General features: G+C 67.0%; 16 protein-coding genes and 2 pseudogenes. All 18 read left to right on the forward strand.

Annotation, left to right across the window (positions count from 1 at the left end; genetic code table 11):
• Window positions 1–634 (forward strand): annotated as a pseudogene (locus SJ20_RS00325) (helix-turn-helix domain-containing protein); the annotation flags it as partial.
• Entirely contained in the window at window positions 634–1,479 is an 846-nt protein-coding gene (locus SJ20_RS00330) for an RNA polymerase sigma factor (RefSeq protein WP_235281198.1), read from the forward strand. The pseudogene SJ20_RS00325 and the gene SJ20_RS00330, both read left to right, overlap by 1 nt.
• Window positions 1,476–1,775, forward strand: a complete 300-nt coding sequence (locus tag SJ20_RS00335; protein ID WP_044658545.1) for a hypothetical protein — start codon at window positions 1,476–1,478, stop codon at window positions 1,773–1,775. Before SJ20_RS00330 ends, SJ20_RS00335 begins: the two co-directional genes overlap by 4 nt.
• Window positions 1,776–1,860: 85 nt before the next feature.
• Entirely contained in the window at window positions 1,861–2,523 is a 663-nt protein-coding gene (locus SJ20_RS00340; RefSeq protein WP_044658546.1) for a hypothetical protein, read from the forward strand.
• Between the two features lie 183 nt (window positions 2,524–2,706).
• Window positions 2,707–3,012, forward strand: coding sequence for a hypothetical protein (locus tag SJ20_RS00345; RefSeq protein WP_044658547.1), 306 nt, complete (start codon window positions 2,707–2,709; stop codon window positions 3,010–3,012).
• Between the two features lie 32 nt (window positions 3,013–3,044).
• Window positions 3,045–4,085 carry a hypothetical protein gene (locus tag SJ20_RS00350; RefSeq protein ID WP_044658548.1) on the forward strand — a complete coding sequence of 347 codons (1,041 nt, stop codon included), beginning with the start codon at window positions 3,045–3,047 and terminating at the stop codon, window positions 4,083–4,085.
• The gene (locus tag SJ20_RS00355; RefSeq protein WP_044658549.1) at window positions 4,085–5,674 is read left to right on the forward strand and encodes an SCO6880 family protein; all 1,590 of its coding nucleotides are present in this window, start codon (window positions 4,085–4,087) and stop codon (window positions 5,672–5,674) included. The genes SJ20_RS00350 and SJ20_RS00355 overlap by 1 nt, the downstream gene beginning before the upstream one ends.
• On the forward strand, window positions 5,674–7,176 hold the full coding sequence (locus SJ20_RS00360; RefSeq protein WP_044658550.1) for a conjugal transfer protein TraC: 1,503 nt from the start codon (window positions 5,674–5,676) through the stop codon (window positions 7,174–7,176). Before SJ20_RS00355 ends, SJ20_RS00360 begins: the two co-directional genes overlap by 1 nt.
• Window positions 7,176–9,080 carry a TraM recognition domain-containing protein gene (locus SJ20_RS00365; protein WP_044658551.1) on the forward strand — a complete coding sequence of 635 codons (1,905 nt, stop codon included), beginning with the start codon at window positions 7,176–7,178 and terminating at the stop codon, window positions 9,078–9,080. The genes SJ20_RS00360 and SJ20_RS00365 overlap by 1 nt, the downstream gene beginning before the upstream one ends.
• A gap of 4 nt (window positions 9,081–9,084) precedes the next feature.
• On the forward strand, window positions 9,085–9,465 hold the full coding sequence (locus SJ20_RS00370; protein ID WP_044658552.1) for a hypothetical protein: 381 nt from the start codon (window positions 9,085–9,087) through the stop codon (window positions 9,463–9,465).
• A 268-nt stretch (window positions 9,466–9,733) separates the two neighbouring features.
• Window positions 9,734–10,543, forward strand: a complete 810-nt coding sequence (locus SJ20_RS00375) for a hypothetical protein (protein WP_044658553.1) — start codon at window positions 9,734–9,736, stop codon at window positions 10,541–10,543.
• Between the two features lie 72 nt (window positions 10,544–10,615).
• Window positions 10,616–11,956 (forward strand): ATP/GTP-binding protein, encoded by a 1,341-nt coding sequence (locus SJ20_RS11615; RefSeq protein ID WP_082067540.1) that lies wholly within the window; start codon window positions 10,616–10,618, stop codon window positions 11,954–11,956.
• A gap of 52 nt (window positions 11,957–12,008) precedes the next feature.
• Window positions 12,009–12,566 carry an RloB family protein gene (locus tag SJ20_RS12320; RefSeq protein ID WP_165577043.1) on the forward strand — a complete coding sequence of 186 codons (558 nt, stop codon included), beginning with the start codon at window positions 12,009–12,011 and terminating at the stop codon, window positions 12,564–12,566.
• Between the two features lie 939 nt (window positions 12,567–13,505).
• Window positions 13,506–14,740, forward strand: a protein-coding gene (locus tag SJ20_RS00385; protein ID WP_101963419.1) for an IS3 family transposase whose coding sequence is annotated in 2 segments (ribosomal slippage) — window positions 13,506–13,815 and window positions 13,815–14,740 — 1,236 coding nt in all. Because the reading frame shifts where the segments join, the coding sequence is not laid out codon by codon here.
• Between the two features lie 230 nt (window positions 14,741–14,970).
• Window positions 14,971–15,888, forward strand: coding sequence for a cation diffusion facilitator family transporter (locus SJ20_RS00390; protein ID WP_044658555.1), 918 nt, complete (start codon window positions 14,971–14,973; stop codon window positions 15,886–15,888).
• Window positions 15,889–15,968: 80 nt separating this feature from the next.
• Window positions 15,969–16,721, forward strand: coding sequence for a thioredoxin domain-containing protein (locus SJ20_RS00395; protein ID WP_036317487.1), 753 nt, complete (start codon window positions 15,969–15,971; stop codon window positions 16,719–16,721).
• Between the two features lie 8 nt (window positions 16,722–16,729).
• Window positions 16,730–17,413, forward strand: coding sequence for a vitamin K epoxide reductase family protein (locus SJ20_RS00400; RefSeq protein ID WP_080695921.1), 684 nt, complete (start codon window positions 16,730–16,732; stop codon window positions 17,411–17,413).
• Window positions 17,414–17,665: 252 nt separating this feature from the next.
• Window positions 17,666–18,635, forward strand: a pseudogene (locus tag SJ20_RS00410) (IS3 family transposase); the annotation flags it as partial.

The following is an 18,635-nucleotide window of genomic DNA, read 5'->3' on the forward strand; positions in this document are numbered from 1 at the left end:
GTCGGGTAAATCTGAGACCCGCATGAACACGCGACCCGACAATCTGTCGGGTGAGTCGACTCACCCGACAATTTCGGCGGACTCACCCGACAATCACGACTTTGCCGACTATAAGGATCGCGCGCGGACTAACCCTCAAGAACCCTCATCTGTCCGTCCGTCAGTCCGTCAGTCCGGTGCAGTGCGCGCGGAGACGACGACGGACGACGGACGACGGACCGATCAGGTCATCGACGGTGGGGAAGGCGTGGGGCTGGTCCATCGGGGTGTGGTCCTGGCGGACTTGGTTCAGCGGGTGCCGGCGGCTGCGGACCTCGGGGATGGGCAGCTGCGGTCCATCGTGGACGTGGTCTTGGCGCGGGCCTCGGGGCCGGTGCGCAAGCCCACGGCGTTCGTGGCGCGGTCGTTGGCCTCGGAGTTCGAGGAGTTGGTCGCGGTGACCCGGCCCCGGCCCGTCGCGGTGGCTCAGGGTCCGGCTGCTTCGGGGCAGGTGCGTGAGCTGCGGACCGGTGAGCCGTGCCAGGACCCGGACGTGCACGTCCCGGCGTACGGGCAGGCCGTGCTTGCGGACTGCCCGCACTGCCGGCTGGAGCGGCGGGCGATGCCACGGGGGTTGGTGGAGGCGGTGGAGTGATGGCCGGGCAGGCGGACCGGGTGGCTCCGGCGGGGATGATGCTGGTGACCGGTGACGAGCTGGCGGAAGCGGTGGCCTCGGTGCGAGGCACGGTAGTGGCCGTGCTCGGACCCTCGGGCAACGGCGACGTTGTGGAGGACGTGCTCCAGAGCACGTGGGAGTCCGCGTGGCACTCCCGGGAGCGGTTCGATCCGGACCGGGGTTCCCTGCGGACCTGGGTCGGCACCATCGCCCGGAACCGAGCGGTGGATCATCTGCGGGCGGTCGGCCGGTCGCGGGCGGGCCAGGAGGCGCTGGAGGCTTCCGCGGTGGCGCGGGAGAAGACTGCGGTGTCGATGGTCATGGAGGACCCGGCCGAGGCCGTGGTTGAAGCGCTGGCTGCACACCGGGAAGTCGCGGAGGTGATGCGGGTGGTCGAGTCGGTCATGGAGTCCTCGGAGATGACGGCCCGTGCTCTGGCCGTGGTGCTGGCGTTCGGGGATGACGTCGTGGCGGCATCGGAGGCGATGGGCGTCTCGGTCACCGCACTGCGTCAGGCCCGGCGTGAGCTGGTGCGCTGTGCCCGGGTGGTCCGGGCGGCGCAGGAGGTGGCCCGGTCGGGGCAGGCGGTGACGATGCGCGTGCTGATCGGCTGCCTTCCCGACGACGGGGACGCGGGGGACTGGGCGCGGCAGGTCGCGCTGGCCTGCGCGCAGGCGGGGGGCCGGATGGAAGCGGTCACGGTCGAGGACGTCATGCAGGCCACCGGGTTCAGCCACTCCACGAGTCGGCAGTATCTGGCCGAGACGCGGCACCTGCTGAGGGTGGCGGCAACGGTGATCCGAAACGAGAGGGCAGAGAAGTGAGCGAGCAGTCGGAGTTCGAGCAGAGCCATGACGTGCCGGAGGGTCAGGAGCCGCGCGTGGTCTACGTAGAGCGGGACCGGGGGCTGTTCTCGTCCGTGCGGCGGCTGCGCCAGCGCACGGGAGAGGCCGGGCGTCGGTGGGTGGCGGAGTCCGTGGACGCGCCGCTGCCGACGTCGTGGCAGGAGCGGGTACCGGACAGGTGGGACTCGGCCCGGGGTCGGTGGGTGATTGCGGCCGTGGCGCTGGCGGTGCTCGTGATGTGGGTGCTGGTGGTGGTGCAGGCGACGGCGTGCTGACAGACCTTCGCGGTGGCGACCGCGAACCCAGGACGAGACACGGCAACGAAGCAAGACGGGCCAGACGAGCGGCGAGGAGTCGGACATGTTGAACGGAATCAACCCGGACGGGCTGTCAGGGTGGTCACAGATCAGTGGATGGGTGGTCGGGACGGCGCTGGTCGTGCTGATCCTGGCGGTCGGTGCTGGCGTGGTGCTGGCGGTGTGGGGCAGGGCCTTGTTCTCCCCGGGCGGGATGCGCAAGGGGTGGACGATGGTCGCGTTGGCGGCGGTGGGGGCGACGGTGCTGGGCGCTGGCACGGCCGGCGCGAGCTGGGGGGCTGGGCTGGGCACGAGCGAGCTGATGCCCGCCGGGGCCAGGCCACAGTCGGTCGCGATCGAGAAGAACGCCCCGAAGCAGACCTGCAACCGGCAGGCGGTGCGGGACTTCGACAAGGAGGAGCCGTCCCCGGATCGGGCAGAGCGTGAGCGTGTGATCAGTACGTTGCTCGGTGGACAGCCCGCGTTGGACGGGTACGAGTGGGGCAAGGAGCCTACGGGCACGGAATCCTCGTACACGGTCGTCACATCGGTGAAGTGGTATGCCACGGGCGAGGTGAACGGGTCGGGTGAGCCGGACTGCTCGGCGCGGAACGAGGCCACGGCCGAGTGCTCGCCGGTCGAGGTGCACGTGGCGCGTCAGTCGCTGACCAACGGTGCTCAGACCGGGCGGACCCTGACGCTGACGCGGGGTCAGAACTGCTCTTGATCTGATCTGCGAGTTGCCCCCACCTGCTGCGGATGCAGCGGGTGGGGGCTTTCTCGTGTGCGGGTCAGGTGACATGCGTGGCGGTGCGGCCCGTCGTACATCTGGCAGCGGGCAGGAGGTGCCCGCGCGGGCCGGAAGACATCCGGGCCGTCGTCACATCACATCCCTACGGGAGGACCTCTGATGAGCAATCTGATTCACGCGGCCACCACGGTGGCTGCCGGTGTCCCGGACATCGCACCGAGCTTCAACGCGCCCTGGATGCCCACCATCCAGAACGTCACAGGCCTGGCGTTGGGCACCTTCCTGGTCATCCTGATCGTCGCCGTCGGCATCGGCGTGCTGGTCTGGATCTTCGGCAAGCTCTCCTCGAGCGGCCGCGCGCAGGACGTGGGTATCAGCTTCGTGGTCTGGGGCATCGTGGCTGCGGCCCTGATCGCCGGTGCCGCGAGCCTGATCGGCTGGGGCGCCGGCCTGCCGCTGTTCTGAGGTCCTGAGCGCACTCACGGAGGGAGAGAACGATGTGGGAGAAGGACTTCGAGGAGTTCATGCGGGGTTCGATCCTGGGGCTGGCGAAGGCCGCTGCCGGGCTGATCGAGCAGGCTTTCTCCGTGGGTGCGCTGACCCCGGAGTGGTGGGTCACGGTCGTCGGCGGTCAGGTCACCACCACGGTGGCCGGCGGCGAGAGCACGGTGATCGACCACCCGGGAATGCTGAACGTCATCGTGCTGGCGATGATCCCGCTGCTGGTGATCTTCGTGGCCGTCCAGGTCGCGCTCTCGGCGGTGCGCGGGTCCACGGCCGGCATGCTGCGCGCGTTCCTGGCGGCGGTGTTCAGCATCCCGGCGACTTACGTGGTGGTCGGGCTGGTGTGGATGGCGATGGGTGCGACCCAGCAGCTGACCTTGTGGATCTTGCAGGTCGGTTCCGGTGGCACCGATGGCCAGGACGAGGCAGTGGCCGGCGTGCTGGGACTGTTCGGTCTGACCTACGACGCCGCCAACGACAAGATCTTGCTGGACGAGAACTTCGCGCAGTGGGAGATGGCCAGCGAGAACGCGGAGAACGGGATGATCCTGGTCGCGTGGATCATCGCGCTGGTGATCTTCTTCGCCTGCTTCGTGCTGATGGCGATGATGATCTTCCGTCTGGTGCTGATTCTGATTTTGGCCTCGTTCGCGGCCCCGGCGATCTTCTCGCTGGCCCTGGAGCCGGCCAAGGCCCTGGCGGGGCGGTGGCTGTCGATGATGCTGGGGCTGATCATGGCCGGGCCGATCGCAGCCGCCGTCGTGCGGCTGGGCATGGCGATGGCGGCATTGTCCACGGACTGGGTGCAGACCGTGGCTGGCATGGTGCTGGTGTTCGTGGCCGCGGCCATGCCGATCTTCATGCTTGCGGTCACCGCGTGGCTGGCCGGTGGTGCCGGCCAGGCTGAACAGGCGGGCGTGATGGCCGCGAGCCGGGCCGGGCGTGGAGCAATGAATTCGATGCGGGGCGTTTCGGCGCGGGCTGGCCGGATGCGCCAGCGTGCCGGGGCGATGGTGATGCGAGGAGGCCGCTGATGGCAACGATGATTCAGGAGTCGATGGACTCGGAGTACGACGACGTCCGATTCCCCCAGGAACGGACTCAGGGACTGATCCTGGGGCTGACCCTGGAGCAGGTGATCGTGGTTCTGGCCGGCGTGCTGATCGGCATGGCGTTCATCCTGCGTGGCGGGCCGGCCATGTTCGTGGGTATCGGGCTGATGGCCGTGATCGGCGCGTTCGGTGCGACCCGGTTCCGTGGCCGGTCCCTGCCTGGCTGGGTGTGGGTGGCGGCGCAGTACCTGCGGCGGGGGGCAACGGATCAGCTCGAGTACCGCCAGGGGATGGCCCCGGCACACGTGCTGGAGCTGGTGGACGGCGAGCCGCAGGCACCCGTGAGCGAGGCAGGGCCGCAGGCCCAGCGTGATGCGAAGGGGCGGATCAAGCCGGGTGAGCCGGCACGGTTCCGGCTGCCGGGTGTGGCCGGAGAGCTGATGGTCTACGCGATGCCCAACGGGGCCGGGTTCGTCTGGGACCCGCGCGCCCGGGAAGCGGTGGTCTGCGCGAAGGTCATGACGACGCGGGGCTTTGATCTGGAGTCCTTCGACGCTCAGGAGGAACGGTCTCTGTCGTGGGGATCGTCGCTGGCGGCGCTGTCGCGTCTGCCGGGTGTGGTGCGGATTCAGGCTTCGGATCAGACGACGCTCATCTCCGGTGCGGCCGTGGAGGACTTCTACGAGTCCAAGCAGGAGGGCGCGGGCCGGTCAGGGGCAAGCATCGACCCGTTCCTGGACCAGGCGTTCCGTGAGCTGATGAAGGAGGCCCAGTCGATGCCGGTGCACGAGCAGTGGCTGACGCTGGTGGTCTCCCCGTCGAAGATCACCTCGCAGGTCAAGGCGCTCGGCGGGGGCACCCCGGCGCTCATGGAGCACATGCTCAAGCTGATGACGACGGTGGAGAGCACGCTGCCGCGCTCGGGGACCCAGGTGACCGCCTGGCACTCCCCGCGCACGCTGGCCGGCCTCTCGCGGTCGGCGTTCGACCCGGACGCCTCGGTGATGGTCTCGACCATGAAGGCGGACGGGCAGACGGCGGGCACTGCGCCCTCGAGCGCGGGACCGATGGCCGTGGAGGTCCACCCGGGCCACATGGTCACGGACGGGAACTACCACCGCACCTACAAGGTCTCCGAGCTGCCGCAGAACCTGGCCCGGCTGGGGTTCCTGGACGAGCTGGTGTTCGCCGGGGACTTCCGGCACACGGTCTCGGTGTTCCTGGCGCCGGTCGAGCGTGGGGCTGCGGTGCGGTCCGTGCAGCGGCGCAAGACGGACTGGCACACGAACTCGCGGCTGATGACCAAGCTCGGTCGCATCGGTTCGTTGGAACATGACCAGTCCCTGGAGGACGTCGAGCGCGAGGAGGCCGAGCTGCGGCGTCGGCACACGGGCGTGGAGGTCGTCGTGCTGGTCACGGTGACCGGGGCCTCGCGGTCCGAACTGGAGTCCGCGGCGGCGGAGGTCGTGGCCTCCGGGATTACGGCCGAGTGCGAGCTGCGCCCGGTGTGGATGGAGCAGGACGCGGCGTTCGTGGCCGGTGCCCTGCCGTTCGGAAGGATGAAGCTCTGATGCGTGAAGAACCGAAGGTGGACCTGTTCCAGATCATTGAACCGGGCAAGGACGAAGCCCGAGAGGCCAAGCGTGCGGCCCGGGAGCTGGAGCGAGGCCAGCGGGCGCTGCGGAAGGCGATGGCCGCGCAGGCTAAGGAGGTGCGGTTCCCTCAGCCGCAGTGGGGCAAGGCCGGACCGCGCGGGGCACGGCAGCTGCGGGGGCTGCGCACGCTGGCTCCGCGGCCGGTCCGCACGACGACGCACACGGCCTCGACGGCGTACCCGTTCGTGGCCGGCCCCGGTCTGGGTGCGCGCGGGCTGATGATCGGCAAGGACATGCACGGCGGCGGCGCGTTCTGCTTCGATCCGTGGGCGCTCTATGAGGCCGGGATCATCTCGGGCATGTCGATGATGCTGTTCGGTCAGGTGGGCACCGGGAAGTCGTCGCTGGCCAAGTCGCTGGCGGTGCGGCAGGTGCTGGCCGGGCGCAAGCTCTCGGTGGCCTCGGACAAGAAGGGCGAGTGGACCCGTGTGGTCAAGGGTCTGGGCGGGTCGGTGATCCAGGTTGGCCCTGGCCTGGACACGCGCTTGAACCCGTTGGACCCGGGCACCCGGCCGTCGACCGACGTGCAGGGTGAGCCGATGACGGACCGGGCGTGGGCCTCGATGGTGCGGACCCGGCGCATGTCCATCTTGGTGGCCCTGGTGAAGATCCTCACCGACCGGGAGATGACCTCGCCCGAGCACCATGTGCTCTCGGCGGGCCTGGACGCGGCCGTGGCGGTCGCGGACGCCGAGGGTCGGCCGCCGATCATCCCGGACGTGATCCGGGCGCTGGACGCGGCCCGCGCGGACCCGGACGCGATGAAGGCGGAGGCCGCGTCGGTGACGATGATGACGTTGGGTCGCGTGTCCTCCGGCGACCTGGCCGGCATGTTCGACGGGGAGACCACGGCGGTGCTGGATGAGCAGGCGTGCGCGACGAGCATCGACACCTCCGCGTTGCTGGGTGCCTCCCCGGAGGCGGTGCGCGTGGTCAACGCGTGCGCGGGTGCATGGACCGAAGCGATGGTCACCACGCGCGACGGTGGGCAGCGGATCGTGATCTACGAAGAGGGCTGGGACAACATCAGCTCCGAGGCGGACCTGCGGCGCATGGTCGAGCAGTGGAAGCTCAGCCGCGCGTACGGCATCTTCAACGTGCTCGTGCTGCACAAGATCGCTGACCTGGACATGGCTGGTGATCAGAGCTCGAAGATGGCCGCGATGGCCCGGTCCCTGCTGGCCGACGCGGACGTGAAGGTGATCTACCGGCAGGACCGGTCCGCGTTGAAGATCACGACGTCGGAGATGGAACTGTCCGACCGGGAGCGGTCCCTGGTGCGGTCCCTGCCCAAGGGCACGGGCCTGTGGCGGCTGGGGGATTCCTCGTTCGAGGTGCAGAACGTGCTCACGCGGGCCGAGCTGCCGCTGTTCGACACGGACGAGCGCATGGACAAGGCGAAGGAGGCGGTGGCCTGATGCGACGTGAACGTGGCAACAACTCTGTCCTGGAAGGGGACAACCCGGCTGAGACGGCACTGATCTGGCTCATGGGGCCGGCCGTGCTGCTCTACGGGGCGTACCTGCTGGCCGGGTTCCTGGCCGGGCGTATCCACTGTGGGGCACCGACCAGGCCGGACTCGCTGTTCGCGCCGCTGGGCTTCCTCGTGGGCGAGCACGACCCGGCCGCGTTCGGGGCCACCGCGCAGGGGTGCACGGCGACCACCGGCGGGGTCATCGGCTGGCTGATCGGTCTGGGGGTGCTGGTCCTCGTGCTGATCGGCGTAGCGGTGACGGCGTGGAGCCGGTACCAGCAGTCGGACAAGAAGTTCATCAAGGAGCTGCGCGAGCGCGAGGGACTGGCCCGGTCTGCGGAGATCACCAAGACGGTGGGCCGCAAGTCGGTGCTGTCCCGGGTGAAGAAGGTCCGGCCCTCGATCAAGAAGCCGGCCATCACGGACGGGGCCATGCGCCTGGGCAAGGCCGAGGGCGTGGACGTGTTCGCGTCCTATGAGGAGTCGGTGGTGCTGATCGGCCCGCCGCGTTCGGGCAAGGGTGTGCACCTGCTGATCGGTGCGATTCTCGACGCGCCCGGCCCGGTCATTACGACCAGCTCTCGTGCGGACAACCTGGGGGCCACGGCCGAGCTGCGCAAGAAGAAGGGGCCGGTGGCCCTGTTCGACCCGCAGGGGCTGACTGGTCAGCCCTCCACGCTGAAGTGGTCCCCGATCACGGGCTGTGAAGAGCCGCGTGTGGCGAATCAGCGGGCGGCGTCGCTGATCGGTGCCTCCGGCCTGGGGTCCTCCAGCTCGAACGCGGAGTGGCAGGCCCCGGCGATCACGATCATGGAGTGCCTGCTGCACGCCGCGGCGCTGGGTGAGCGCACCGTGGATGATCTGATGCGGTGGGGCAACAACCCGGCCGAGGCCAAGGAGGCCGTGAAGATCCTGACCGAGCATCCCAAGGCCGCGCTGAACTGGAACCTGGTGCTCAAGGGCATCATCGAGGGTGATCCGAAGCTGCTCCAGTCCAAGTGGTTCGGCGTGGAGGGAGCGGTCAAGGGGCTGTCGGTGCCCGAGGTCCGCGACGTGCTGCGACCCAGCCGGTTCGAGGAGACCCTGGACATCGACAAGTTCCTCACCGAGTGCGGGACGCTCTACATCGTGGGCACCAAGACCGGCGGCTCGTCGGCCGGGCCGTTCCTGATCGCGATGATGGACGCCATCACCGAGCGGGCGCGTGAGCTGGCGGCGAAGTCGCCCGGGAACCGGCTGGACCCGCCGCTGTCCCTGGTGCTCGATGAGATCGCGAACATCTCCGGGGCCTGGCCGGGGCTGACCCAGCTGATGGCGGACGGCGGCGGTGTGGGGATCAGCCCGTTCGCGGTGTTCCAGTCGATGGCTCAGGCCCGCAACGAGTGGGGCGAGCAGCAGGCCCAGGCGCTGTTCGACGCGGCCACGGTGAAGGTCCAGCTCGGGGGTGCGTCGAACGTGTCCGACCTGGAGCAGTTCGCCAAGCTTGCCGGTCAACGCAAGATCATGCGGACCTCGAAGTCTCGCGGCAAGGACCACACCTCGGTCTCCGAGCAGATCCACGATACCGAGGTGGTCTCGGTCGCGGAGCTGCGTCGGCTGCCGTTCGGGTGGGGGGTCCTGCTGAACCGTAACGGGCGTCCGATCCTGATGCGGATGACCCGCTGGTGGGACCGCAAGGACGGCAAGCAGATCAAGGAGGCCGCGGGTCGGTACTCGAAGGCGCTGCTGGCCGAGCTGGAGTCCAAGGACCCGGCCCCGTCCACACCGACCGACGCGGACCGGGCCGAAGAATCCGTGGCGGCGTTGGACCCGGTGCCGGAGACGGCCCCGGCGATCCCCGTGCGGTGAGGCCATGGGCAGGTTCGGGCTACACCGCACCGGTTCAGCCGAGTACAAGCGGTACCTGCAGTCCCAGGCATGGGGGTACAGGCGGGTGCGGTGGTTCGCGGACTGCCGGCAGGCCGGCCGAGAGCCAGCCTGCCAGGTCTGCGGGATCACGCTGACCCAGGCCGGGACCCTGGACCTACACCACGTTTCGTACAAGGGCGTGGGCCAGGACGAGGCGGGCCGGTGGCAGGCACGTGAAGCGCACAACGAGCTGATGCCGTTGTGCCGGGACCATCACCAGCGGTTGCATCAGATCATGGACGGCAAGAAGGAGTTCTTTGGATGGGACCGCAGGCGGGCCACGGTGGCGATCGTGGCCAGGATGATCCGGCAGAGCCAGGCATGAGCGACGACGGGGGTGCACGGTGCCATGTCTGCCAGCGGCCCGTCTCCACGAGGTGGCACTGTACCGATGGGCGGCACCTGGACCGCGCCGAGTGTCGTGCCGCCGGCGGAATCGGGGTGTGGTTGTGCGGTACGTGCGAGGACGCCGCGCATCGCTACATGCGCTCGACCGGGGCAGGCGGGCGCGAGGCCGTTGAGGAGCTGTTCGCCCGGCTCGAAAGGCTGTTGGGCGGGCCAGCACGCCGGTACACGAGGGAAGGACGGAACTGATGGCATCGCCCTGGGTTGAAGATGACGAGCCCACGGAATGGGAGGCGCCGGCGGCCGCCGATGACGACGGACAGACGGGGACTCCGCTGCCCTACGTCGACCCGGAGGTCGACGCGGAACTCGCGGGCGAGGGTCCGCCGGTGTGGATGGGCACGCGGTGGCGGGAGATCGAGGCCGAGCACCAGTGGGAGGCGTGGAACACGCTGCGCCGCTGGGTGGACTGGTTCGTGGCCGAGTACCGGCTGGTGACATCGGTAGTGCCACCCTGCTGGTACAAGCACTCGGACCTCACCGCCGAGCTGTACGCGGCCATGTGCATGGAGTACAAGGTCTGGGAGGAACAGGCTCCGGGGCTGGGGCCGATGATGATGTGGCATCCCCACGTGGAGATGCTCACCGCGCGTCTGCGCCGCATGGTGGACGAGGCCGGCTGCGCGAAGACCGGGGCGCATAAGGAGCCCGAGGCGTACGGGGACCGTCCGGCGTTCACGTTGGACTACGACGAGGACGACTTCACCGTGTGGGCGTCGTCCACCCGTGAGCAGGACAGCTTAGAGCGGCCCCCCAAGGGGGTGCAGTACGTCCGGGCGCGGGTCGTGGACGCCGACGGCAGAGAGGTCGCGGTGTCGAACCCGGTGGGACTGGCCGCAGTGCGGTGTCCCGCGGACGTAGCAGTGATGCTGGAGATGTCCTCCTCCACGCCGTCGGATCCGCTGCTGGCGGTGGCCGTTGCGAACCGCCGGGACGACCTCAGTGTGGAGTGGCAAGCCTCCCATGATGGGAGCACGTGGAGATCGAGAGAAGCCTGAACTGCGATCTGGTATGCGTCGAGACAACGAAAACCGTGTGAACGGGGGTCCTAAGCGTGCTACGGTCGCCTCATGACGATTCTCGCCTTCACTGTGCGGAACCACAAGAGCGTCAGGGACGAGTTCACACTGGACCTCTCACGACCCTCTTTGCGTACGTTGCAACCCGCAGATGGCGACTGGGTTAGCGCCGCATATCCGTTGGCGGGCATATTTGGAGGTAATGCGACCGGGAAATCTGCGATTCTGGATGCACTGCGCTATTTTTTTGCGGCTATCGAGAACACGGCCACTACCTGGCAGGCCTCGAAGTACATGCAGCGGGCGCCTTTTGCCCTTGATGGGACGATGAGGACGGCTTCCAGTGAGTATGAAGTCGACTTCGTGTACGAAAATAGGCGCCACCTGTATGGCTTTGTCGTTGACCACGACGGAATTAAGTCGGAGTGGCTTCGAGATATTCCAAGGAGCCGCTGGCGGACACTGCTGTGGCGAGACAGAGAAGAGGCCAGGCAACAGTTCCATCCTTCGTTGCAGTCCCGGTTCGATGTGACTCCGCGGGAGCTCGTTCTTAGCCGTGCCTTGCTTGTGGGAGACTCGCCGCTAAGCAGTCTCGCCAGGCATCTGACTTCTACTTTCGAGTCTGTCTTAGTGAAAGACAACCACCGCGAATCCCGACTCCGAGATATAGCGGATTCTCTTGTTGAGGGGAGCATTGATTTTGATGATCTTCTCGCACTACTAAGGGTTGCCGACGTCGGTGTAGAGAAAGTCGACGTTGAAGAAACTAAGCTTCCTGAGCCGATTCGCAGAATTATGCAGACGATCCTACAGGAGAAAAATCGCGACGACACGGACCGCGAAAATGACGAAGAATCTGAGGAAGATTCCTTTGAAGTAACAATCGACGAAGATGACTTGGCTGCGACCATTCGACACCTCGTGTTTACCCATCGGGGTGTTGGCAAAGAGATCCCGCAATTTTCAGTAGAGAGCGAGTCCGACGGAACTGTTGCCTGGCTCGCCGCATCTGTGCCCGCGTTGGAAACTCTGCGAAAAGGTGGCCTGCTGATTATTGACGAAATTGATGCGAGTCTTCATCCGCATCTCTTAGGTGTGCTTCTGAGTGCATTCGCGGATCCTGCGGTCAACCAGAAGGGCGCTCAGCTTATTTTTACTAGCCATGAAAGCTACGTCCTGTCCCCTTTAAGCGATGTTGAGCTCGAGCCCGAGCAGGTTTGGTTTACGGATAAGGGTCTTGATGGGGCAACTTCCGTATCTTCCCTAGCTGATTATCCACGGCACAGAGATGCAAATGTGTCGAGGCGGTACTTGTTGGGTCGTTATGGGGGCGTCCCGCGTCTATCTCCAAGTCTTTTCGCATCGCTGGTGTCCGGTGGCGAGGGAAGGTGAAGTTATGCCCAGGGGTGGAAGTTCACGGGGGCGGGCGCGGCCGAAGCGATCAATGGCACGTCGAGTGTTGGTTGCTACAGAGGGCATTCTTACTGAGCCTTTGTATGTGGAGGGTTTGAATTCGCATCTACGCGCGGCCGGCGTGGCCGTGACGGTACAGAAGGTGCCTGTGGGCCGTGATCCTTTGAAGGTTGTCCAGAAATGCATCGAATTTCGCGAAAAGGCAAAAAAGAGCAATAAGGACTTCGACATCTGCGTTTGTCTTGTAGATGTTGATCAGCACGCATCGCTGGCCTCGGCGTGTTCCTTAGCGGAAGAAGAAGGGATATTGCTCCTAATATCCAATCTCAAGTTCGAGGTTTGGCTGAGGTGGCATGCGGAGGATCGAAGCGGCGCCTTATCCAGCTCCCAGCTCGATCGTCTGGCAGAAGATCTGGGCCTTATGAGGGAGAAGCGCCTTAGTGGGACATTTCCTTTTGATGGCGTGGATAGTGCTTGCAGGATTGCTCGACGGATTGATCCGGAGATGAAGTCTGCACGTATCGGTCCTAATCCCTCGAGTGCCCTGCCCCTCCTGGTTGATATTATGAGGGGAATCCCATCTGCCTAGTCCGATTCCTGGTTGCTGAGTCGATTTGCAAGGGCTGAGGCTAGGGCAAGGTGCGCGTTTCTTGGGATGCTTCCAGCGCATCCGTAGAGGCGGTAAGCGCGGTAAGTGGCGAAAGCGATGGTTTTGGCCCAGGCTCGAGGAAGGGTCTGGGCGGGCAAAAGGTTGGACGGCACCCAGTGAGCAACCAGCTGGGCGGCTTCTGATTTCTGCCGTACCTGCCATGGTGACCTGATCGGCTTCCTGGCCGCACGGCCGGGCCTCCCCGGGCGCGGGACGCTTTGAGCGCCCGCGGTAAGTGGACACGGCGGGTAGTTCTGCCATGGCGTTGGGTCGCCCCCTGCACACACCGCTACCAAGCTTCTTGCGCCGTGATCCGCTCCACCCAGCTGGCTGGCACCCGGGGGGGGGGTGAAGGTGGACCCTCGGGGGTTCCCTGCCATATAGCGCGCATGTGCGCTGTCGACCGCGCAGTGGGCGCTGCTTGATGCCCTCGCGGTCATGCACGCCTGCGCGCATGCCTTGGGCGCACGGGCGCTCGAGCTATCGCCGTTGGAGGGGGCTACTGGCAAGCCTGCAGCTCCCTGCCGCGTGGCAGTAGCCCCATCACCCTGGGGCGGGCGCGCAAAGAAATGGTGTCGCAGATAACGGCCAGGCTAGAGGCGTCCTCTCCGTAGATTTTTTACAGCATCTGCCCCGCCTGCGGTCATGTGGCCGTCCCATGCGAGACTGTCAACAGACCGACCGATTATCTACAGGGGACTGCTGCACGATGAGGTGACATCTGATCTGACTTGCCCGCAGGGCAGCCTGGATTGAGGTGGATCGCGTGAGGCGCTCGCTCATGGGCTTGCCGGTCGTTTGCGGGAGCCTGAGGCGCTTGACCCCTGATCTTGGACACGCTGATTCCAGCACGATGCTGGGGAAGCGAGAATCCAAGGGATGGCTAGGAAGAACTACACGGACGAGTTCCGGCAGCGCGCGGTGGACTTGTATGAGTCCACGCCGGGTTCGACGCTCAAGGGCATCGCCGGGGATCTCGGGATCTCTCGGGGTGCGCTGAAAGAGTGGGTCGACAAGTTCGGCTCCGGGGTCACGGTTGCCGCTGCGTCGCCGCCGGGGGCGACGGGGCGACCGGAGTCGCAGGCGGCGAAGGTCCTCCGGTTGGAGGCCGACCTCGCAGCCTTGCAGGCCGAGGCCCGCAAGCTCGAGACGGAGCGGGACATCCTCCGTCAGGCGGCGAAGTATTTCGCCGGGGAGACGAACTGGTGAACCGCTTCCAGTTTGTTGAGGATCACAAGGACGCCTACGGCGTGAAGCGGTTGTGTGAGGTCGTCGAGGTCGCCCGCTCGTCGTTCTACGCCTGGCTGGACTCCGCCGGGCGGCGAGCCGCGAAGGCGACAGACGACGCGGTGTTGGCGGCGCGGATCCGGGTGCTGCAAGACCCCGCTCAGGGTGGCGACCGCGCCTACGGGGCGCCCAGGATCACCGCCGACCTCAACGACGGTGTGCCCGTTGCGGAGCGGGTGAATCACAAGCGCGTCGCGCGGGTAATGCGTGAGCACCGTCTCGCGGGGATCCGGTTGCGACGACGGGTGAAGACCACGATCCCGGACCAGTCCGCCAGGCGCTTCCCCGACCTGATCGGACGGGACTTCTCCGTCGGCGACCCCGGCCGCCGCTACGTGGGCGACATCACCTACCTGCCTATCGCCGACGGCACGAACCTCTACCTCGCGTCCTGCATCGATCTCGGCTCCCGGAAGCTCGCGGGCTGGCAAGTCGCCGACCACATGCGCACCGAACTCGTCGAAGACGCCCTCCGTGCCGCGCACCACGACCGCGGGTCGCTGGTCGGCGCGATCTTCCACTCCGACCACGGCAGCGTCTACACCTCGAAGGCCTACGCCGCGCTCTGCGAGCAGCTGGGCGTGACCCAGTCCACGGGCGCGGTCGGCACGAGTGCCGACAACTCACTCGCGGAAAGCTTCAACGCCACGCTCAAGCGCGAACTCCTCGCCGGCCGGTCAGCGTTCCCGGACCAGGCCACCGCCTACCGGGCCGTGTTCCGGTGGGCGAACCGCTACAACACTCGCCGGCGCCACTCCGCGATCGGCAACATCAGCCCGAACGCCTACGAAGCCGCACGCTCCGCTACGCTTGCGGAAGCGGCATAACCGAACCGACACCGTGTCCACGATCAAGGGCCAAGGCCCGGGTGGAGGCCTGGCGCGGGGATGCCTGCTGCACCCCCGCCTCCGCGCTGATCGCCGGGGACCAGAACGAGAAGGACGGCGATGGCTGCGGGGCGGATTGCGCCTGCTGTGCGCATTGAGCGTGCCTTCAGTATCGCCGGACAGGATGGTGACGTTCAGCTGATGATTCATCGAGTGGAAGAGACCCTGGTATGAGCGGACACGATCATTCCCATGCTCTTCCGGCGGCGGGCCGGCGGGGCCGGCTGGCCGTGGTCTTCTCCATCACCGCGACGATCATGGTCGCCGAGGTCATCGGCGCGCTGGCTTCGGGCAGTCTGGCCCTGCTGGCCGACGCCGGGCACATGTTTACTGACTCAGCCGGGTTGCTGATCGCCCTGATCGCGGCGTCCCTGGCGCTGCGCCCGGCCACGGACAAGCGCACCTGGGGGTACCAGCGGGCCGAGATCATCGCCGCGGCCGCGCAGGCGGCGGTGCTGCTGGCCGTGGGCGGTTTCGTGGCCGTGGAGGGCGTGCGCCGGCTCCTGGCCCCGCCCGAGGTCGAATCCACCACCATGTTCTGGTTCGGGGTGATCGGGCTGGCCGGCAACCTCATCGGGCTGGCGATCCTGGCCTCGGCCCGGGGGCAGAACCTGAACATGAAGGCCGCGTTCCTGGAGGTACTCAACGACGCCCTGGGATCGGTCGCAGTGATCGTTTCGGCGATCGTGATCGCCACCACCGGCTGGAATCGCGCCGATGCGGTGGTGTCCCTGTTGATCGCCGCACTGATCGTGCCCAGAGCCCTGATCCTGCTTCGCGACACCATCGACGTACTCATGGAGACCACCCCCAAGGGCTTGGACCTGGAGGCGGTCCGCATCCGGCTATCGGAGCTGCCGCACGTGCTGGAGGTCCATGACCTGCACGCTTCACGCATCGACTCCGACACCCCCGTGCTCTCCGCGCACGTCACCGTGCACAACGGCTGCCTGACCGCCGCGCACCTGGGCACTGTGCTGACCGACCTGCAACGGTGCGTGGCCCAGGATTTCCAAGTACCCATCGAACACTCCACCTTCCAAATCGAACCGGCCACCCACCCCCACACTGAGACCCTCCACCCCTGACCCACCCCTGCATCCCAGCCCCAGCTCATTCCCACCCCGACGGCACGGTGCCGTCGCCACCGACCGAAACGGATCCCTTCGTGAGCACACCGACCCGCAATCCGACCCCCTCTGATCCGTCAACACCGGGCACCACATCCCGCAAGGCCAAGACCATCGTCTGGGTCGTACTGGCCGCTGTGGTGCTGGCCGGGCTGATCGTCGGAGTGGTGGCCGCCAGCGGCCCCCGCGACGCCGCCCCCCAGGGCTCCGGGCAAACTGCCTCCTCCGGGACCGGGCAGAGCGCCCCCTCGGAGGCCACGCCGGTGATGCGCCCAGACAGCCGGGTACTGTCCAAGGCCCCGAACGAGCAGGCCGTGCTGGTGGAGTTCCTGGACTTCGAGTGCGAGGGCTGCAAGGCCGCCTACCCGGTCGTGGAAGAACTGCGCGCCGAGTACGCCGACACGGTGACCTTTGTGCACCGCTACTTCCCGCTGCCCGGACATCCCAACTCGATGACCGCCGCCGTAGCCGTGGAAGCCGCCGGCCAGCAGGGACAGTACGAGGCGATGTATCAGCAGATGTTCGACACCCAGGAGCAGTGGAGCCATACCACTGAGGACCGGAGCCCGGTGTTCCGCGGTTACGCCGAGGATCTCGGCCTGGACATGGCCGCCTACGATGCCGCGGTGGCTGACCCGGCCACCCGCGACCGCATCGAGGCCGACGTGGCCGACGGGACCGCGCTGGGCGTGCAGGGCACCCCGACCTTCTTCCTGGACGGACAGATGCTCACTCTGAACACCCTCGAGCAGTTCCGCGCCGAGGTCGACGCCGCCGCCACGACGGACTGACCGGGCCCATGAGTGTCCCCGACACCGACACCAATTCACCCGTGACGATCCCCACGACCACCACCGACCGCCCTGCCGGTACCGGGCAGGCCTCCGACGTAGCGGGGATACCGACTGTCGCCCGGCACCGTCCGTTCGGCCTGGTGCTGTTGATCACCGGGGTGGTCGGCTGGGTGGCCTCGGCGATCCTGGTGCTCGAACGCCTGGAGCTGTACGAGGATGCCGGGTACATCACCAGCTGTGACATCAACCCCTGGGTGTCTTGCGGGAAGGTGATGGGGACCTGGCAGTCCGAGCTGTTCGGCTTCCCCAACCCGTTGATCGGCATCGTGGCGTTCGCCGTGGTCATCACCACCGCCATGGTGACCCTCTCCGGGGCGAGCCCCGGGCGCTGGTACTGGGCCGGCCTGCAGGCCGGGGTCACCGCCGGCACGGTGTTCACCATCTGGCTGTGGTCCCAGGCGTTGTTCGAGATCCACATCCTGTGCCTGTACTGCATGATCGTGTGGGCGGCGATGATCCCGCTGTTCATCCTGCTCACCGTGCGCAACCTCGCCCACGGCGTGATCCCCGCGCACGCCGCGGTGGTGCGGTTCTCCGCCGGCTGGGCCGGAACCCTGGTGGCCATCGCCTATGTGGCCGTGGCCGCCTCGGTGTTCTGGACCTTCTTCCCGGCCCTCACCGGTTACTGACACACCAGCCGCACTACGGCCCGCCCACGCGCCCGCAACGAGGAGAAACCACACCATGGCCGAGACCGACGTGCTAGTGATCGGCGCCCGCCAAGCAGGGCTGGCGCTCGGGCACTACCTGAGGCGTGAGGAGCCGAGCTGTCGGCAAAGCCGGACACAGGTTGGGAAACCGAGAAGGGCAGGGCGGCGCTTGACCCCTGATCTTGGACACGCTGATTCCAGCACGATGCTGGGGAAGCGAGAATCCAAGGGATGGCTAGGAAGAACTACACGGACGAGTTCCGGCAGCGCGCGGTGGACTTGTATGAGTCCACGCCGGGTTCGACGCTCAAGGGCATCGCCGGGGATCTCGGGATCTCTCGGGGTGCGCTGAAAGAGTGGGTCGACAAGTTCGGCTCCGGGGTCACGGTTGCCGCTGCGTCGCCGCCGGGGGCGACGGGGCGACCGGAGTCGCAGGCGGCGAAGGTCCTCCGGTTGGAGGCCGACCTCGCAGCCTTGCAGGCCGAGGCCCGCAAGCTCGAGACGGAGCGGGACATCCTCCGTCAGGCGGCGAAGTATTTCGCCGGGGAGACGAACTGGTGAACCGCTTCCAGTTTGTTGAGGATCACAAGGACGCCTACGGCGTGAAGCGGTTGTGTGAGGTCGTCGAGGTCGCCCGCTCGTCGTTCTACGCCTGGCTGGACTCCGCCGGGCGGCGAGCCGCGAAGGCGACAGACGACGCGGTGTTGGCGGCGCGGATCCGGGTGCTGCAAGACCCCGCTCAGGGTGGCGACCGCGCCTACGGGGCGCCCAGGATCACCGCCGACCTCAACGACGGTGTGCCCGTTGCGGAGCGGGTGAATCACAAGCGCGTCGCGCGGGTAATGCGTGAGCACCGTCTCGCGGGGATCCGGTTGCGACGACGGGTGAAGACCACGATCCCGGACCAGTCCGCCAGGCGCTTCCCCGACCTGATCGGACGGGACTTCTCCGTCGGCGACCCCGGCCGCCGCTACGTGGGCGACATCACCTACCTGCCTATCGCCGACGGCACGAACCTCTACCTCGCGTCCTGCATCGATCTCGGCTCCCGGAAGCTCGCGGGCTGGCAAGTCGCCGACCACATGCGCACCGAACTCGTCGAAGACGCCCTCCGTGCCGCGCACCACGACCGCGGGTCGCTGGTCGGCGCGATCTTCCACTCCGACCACGGCAGCGTCGGTGGATTCAATCGGTCGTCGCA

Source organism: Micrococcus sp. MS-ASIII-49, from assembly GCF_000946635.1.
GTDB classification, from domain to species: Bacteria; Actinomycetota; Actinomycetes; order Actinomycetales; family Micrococcaceae; genus Micrococcus; species Micrococcus luteus.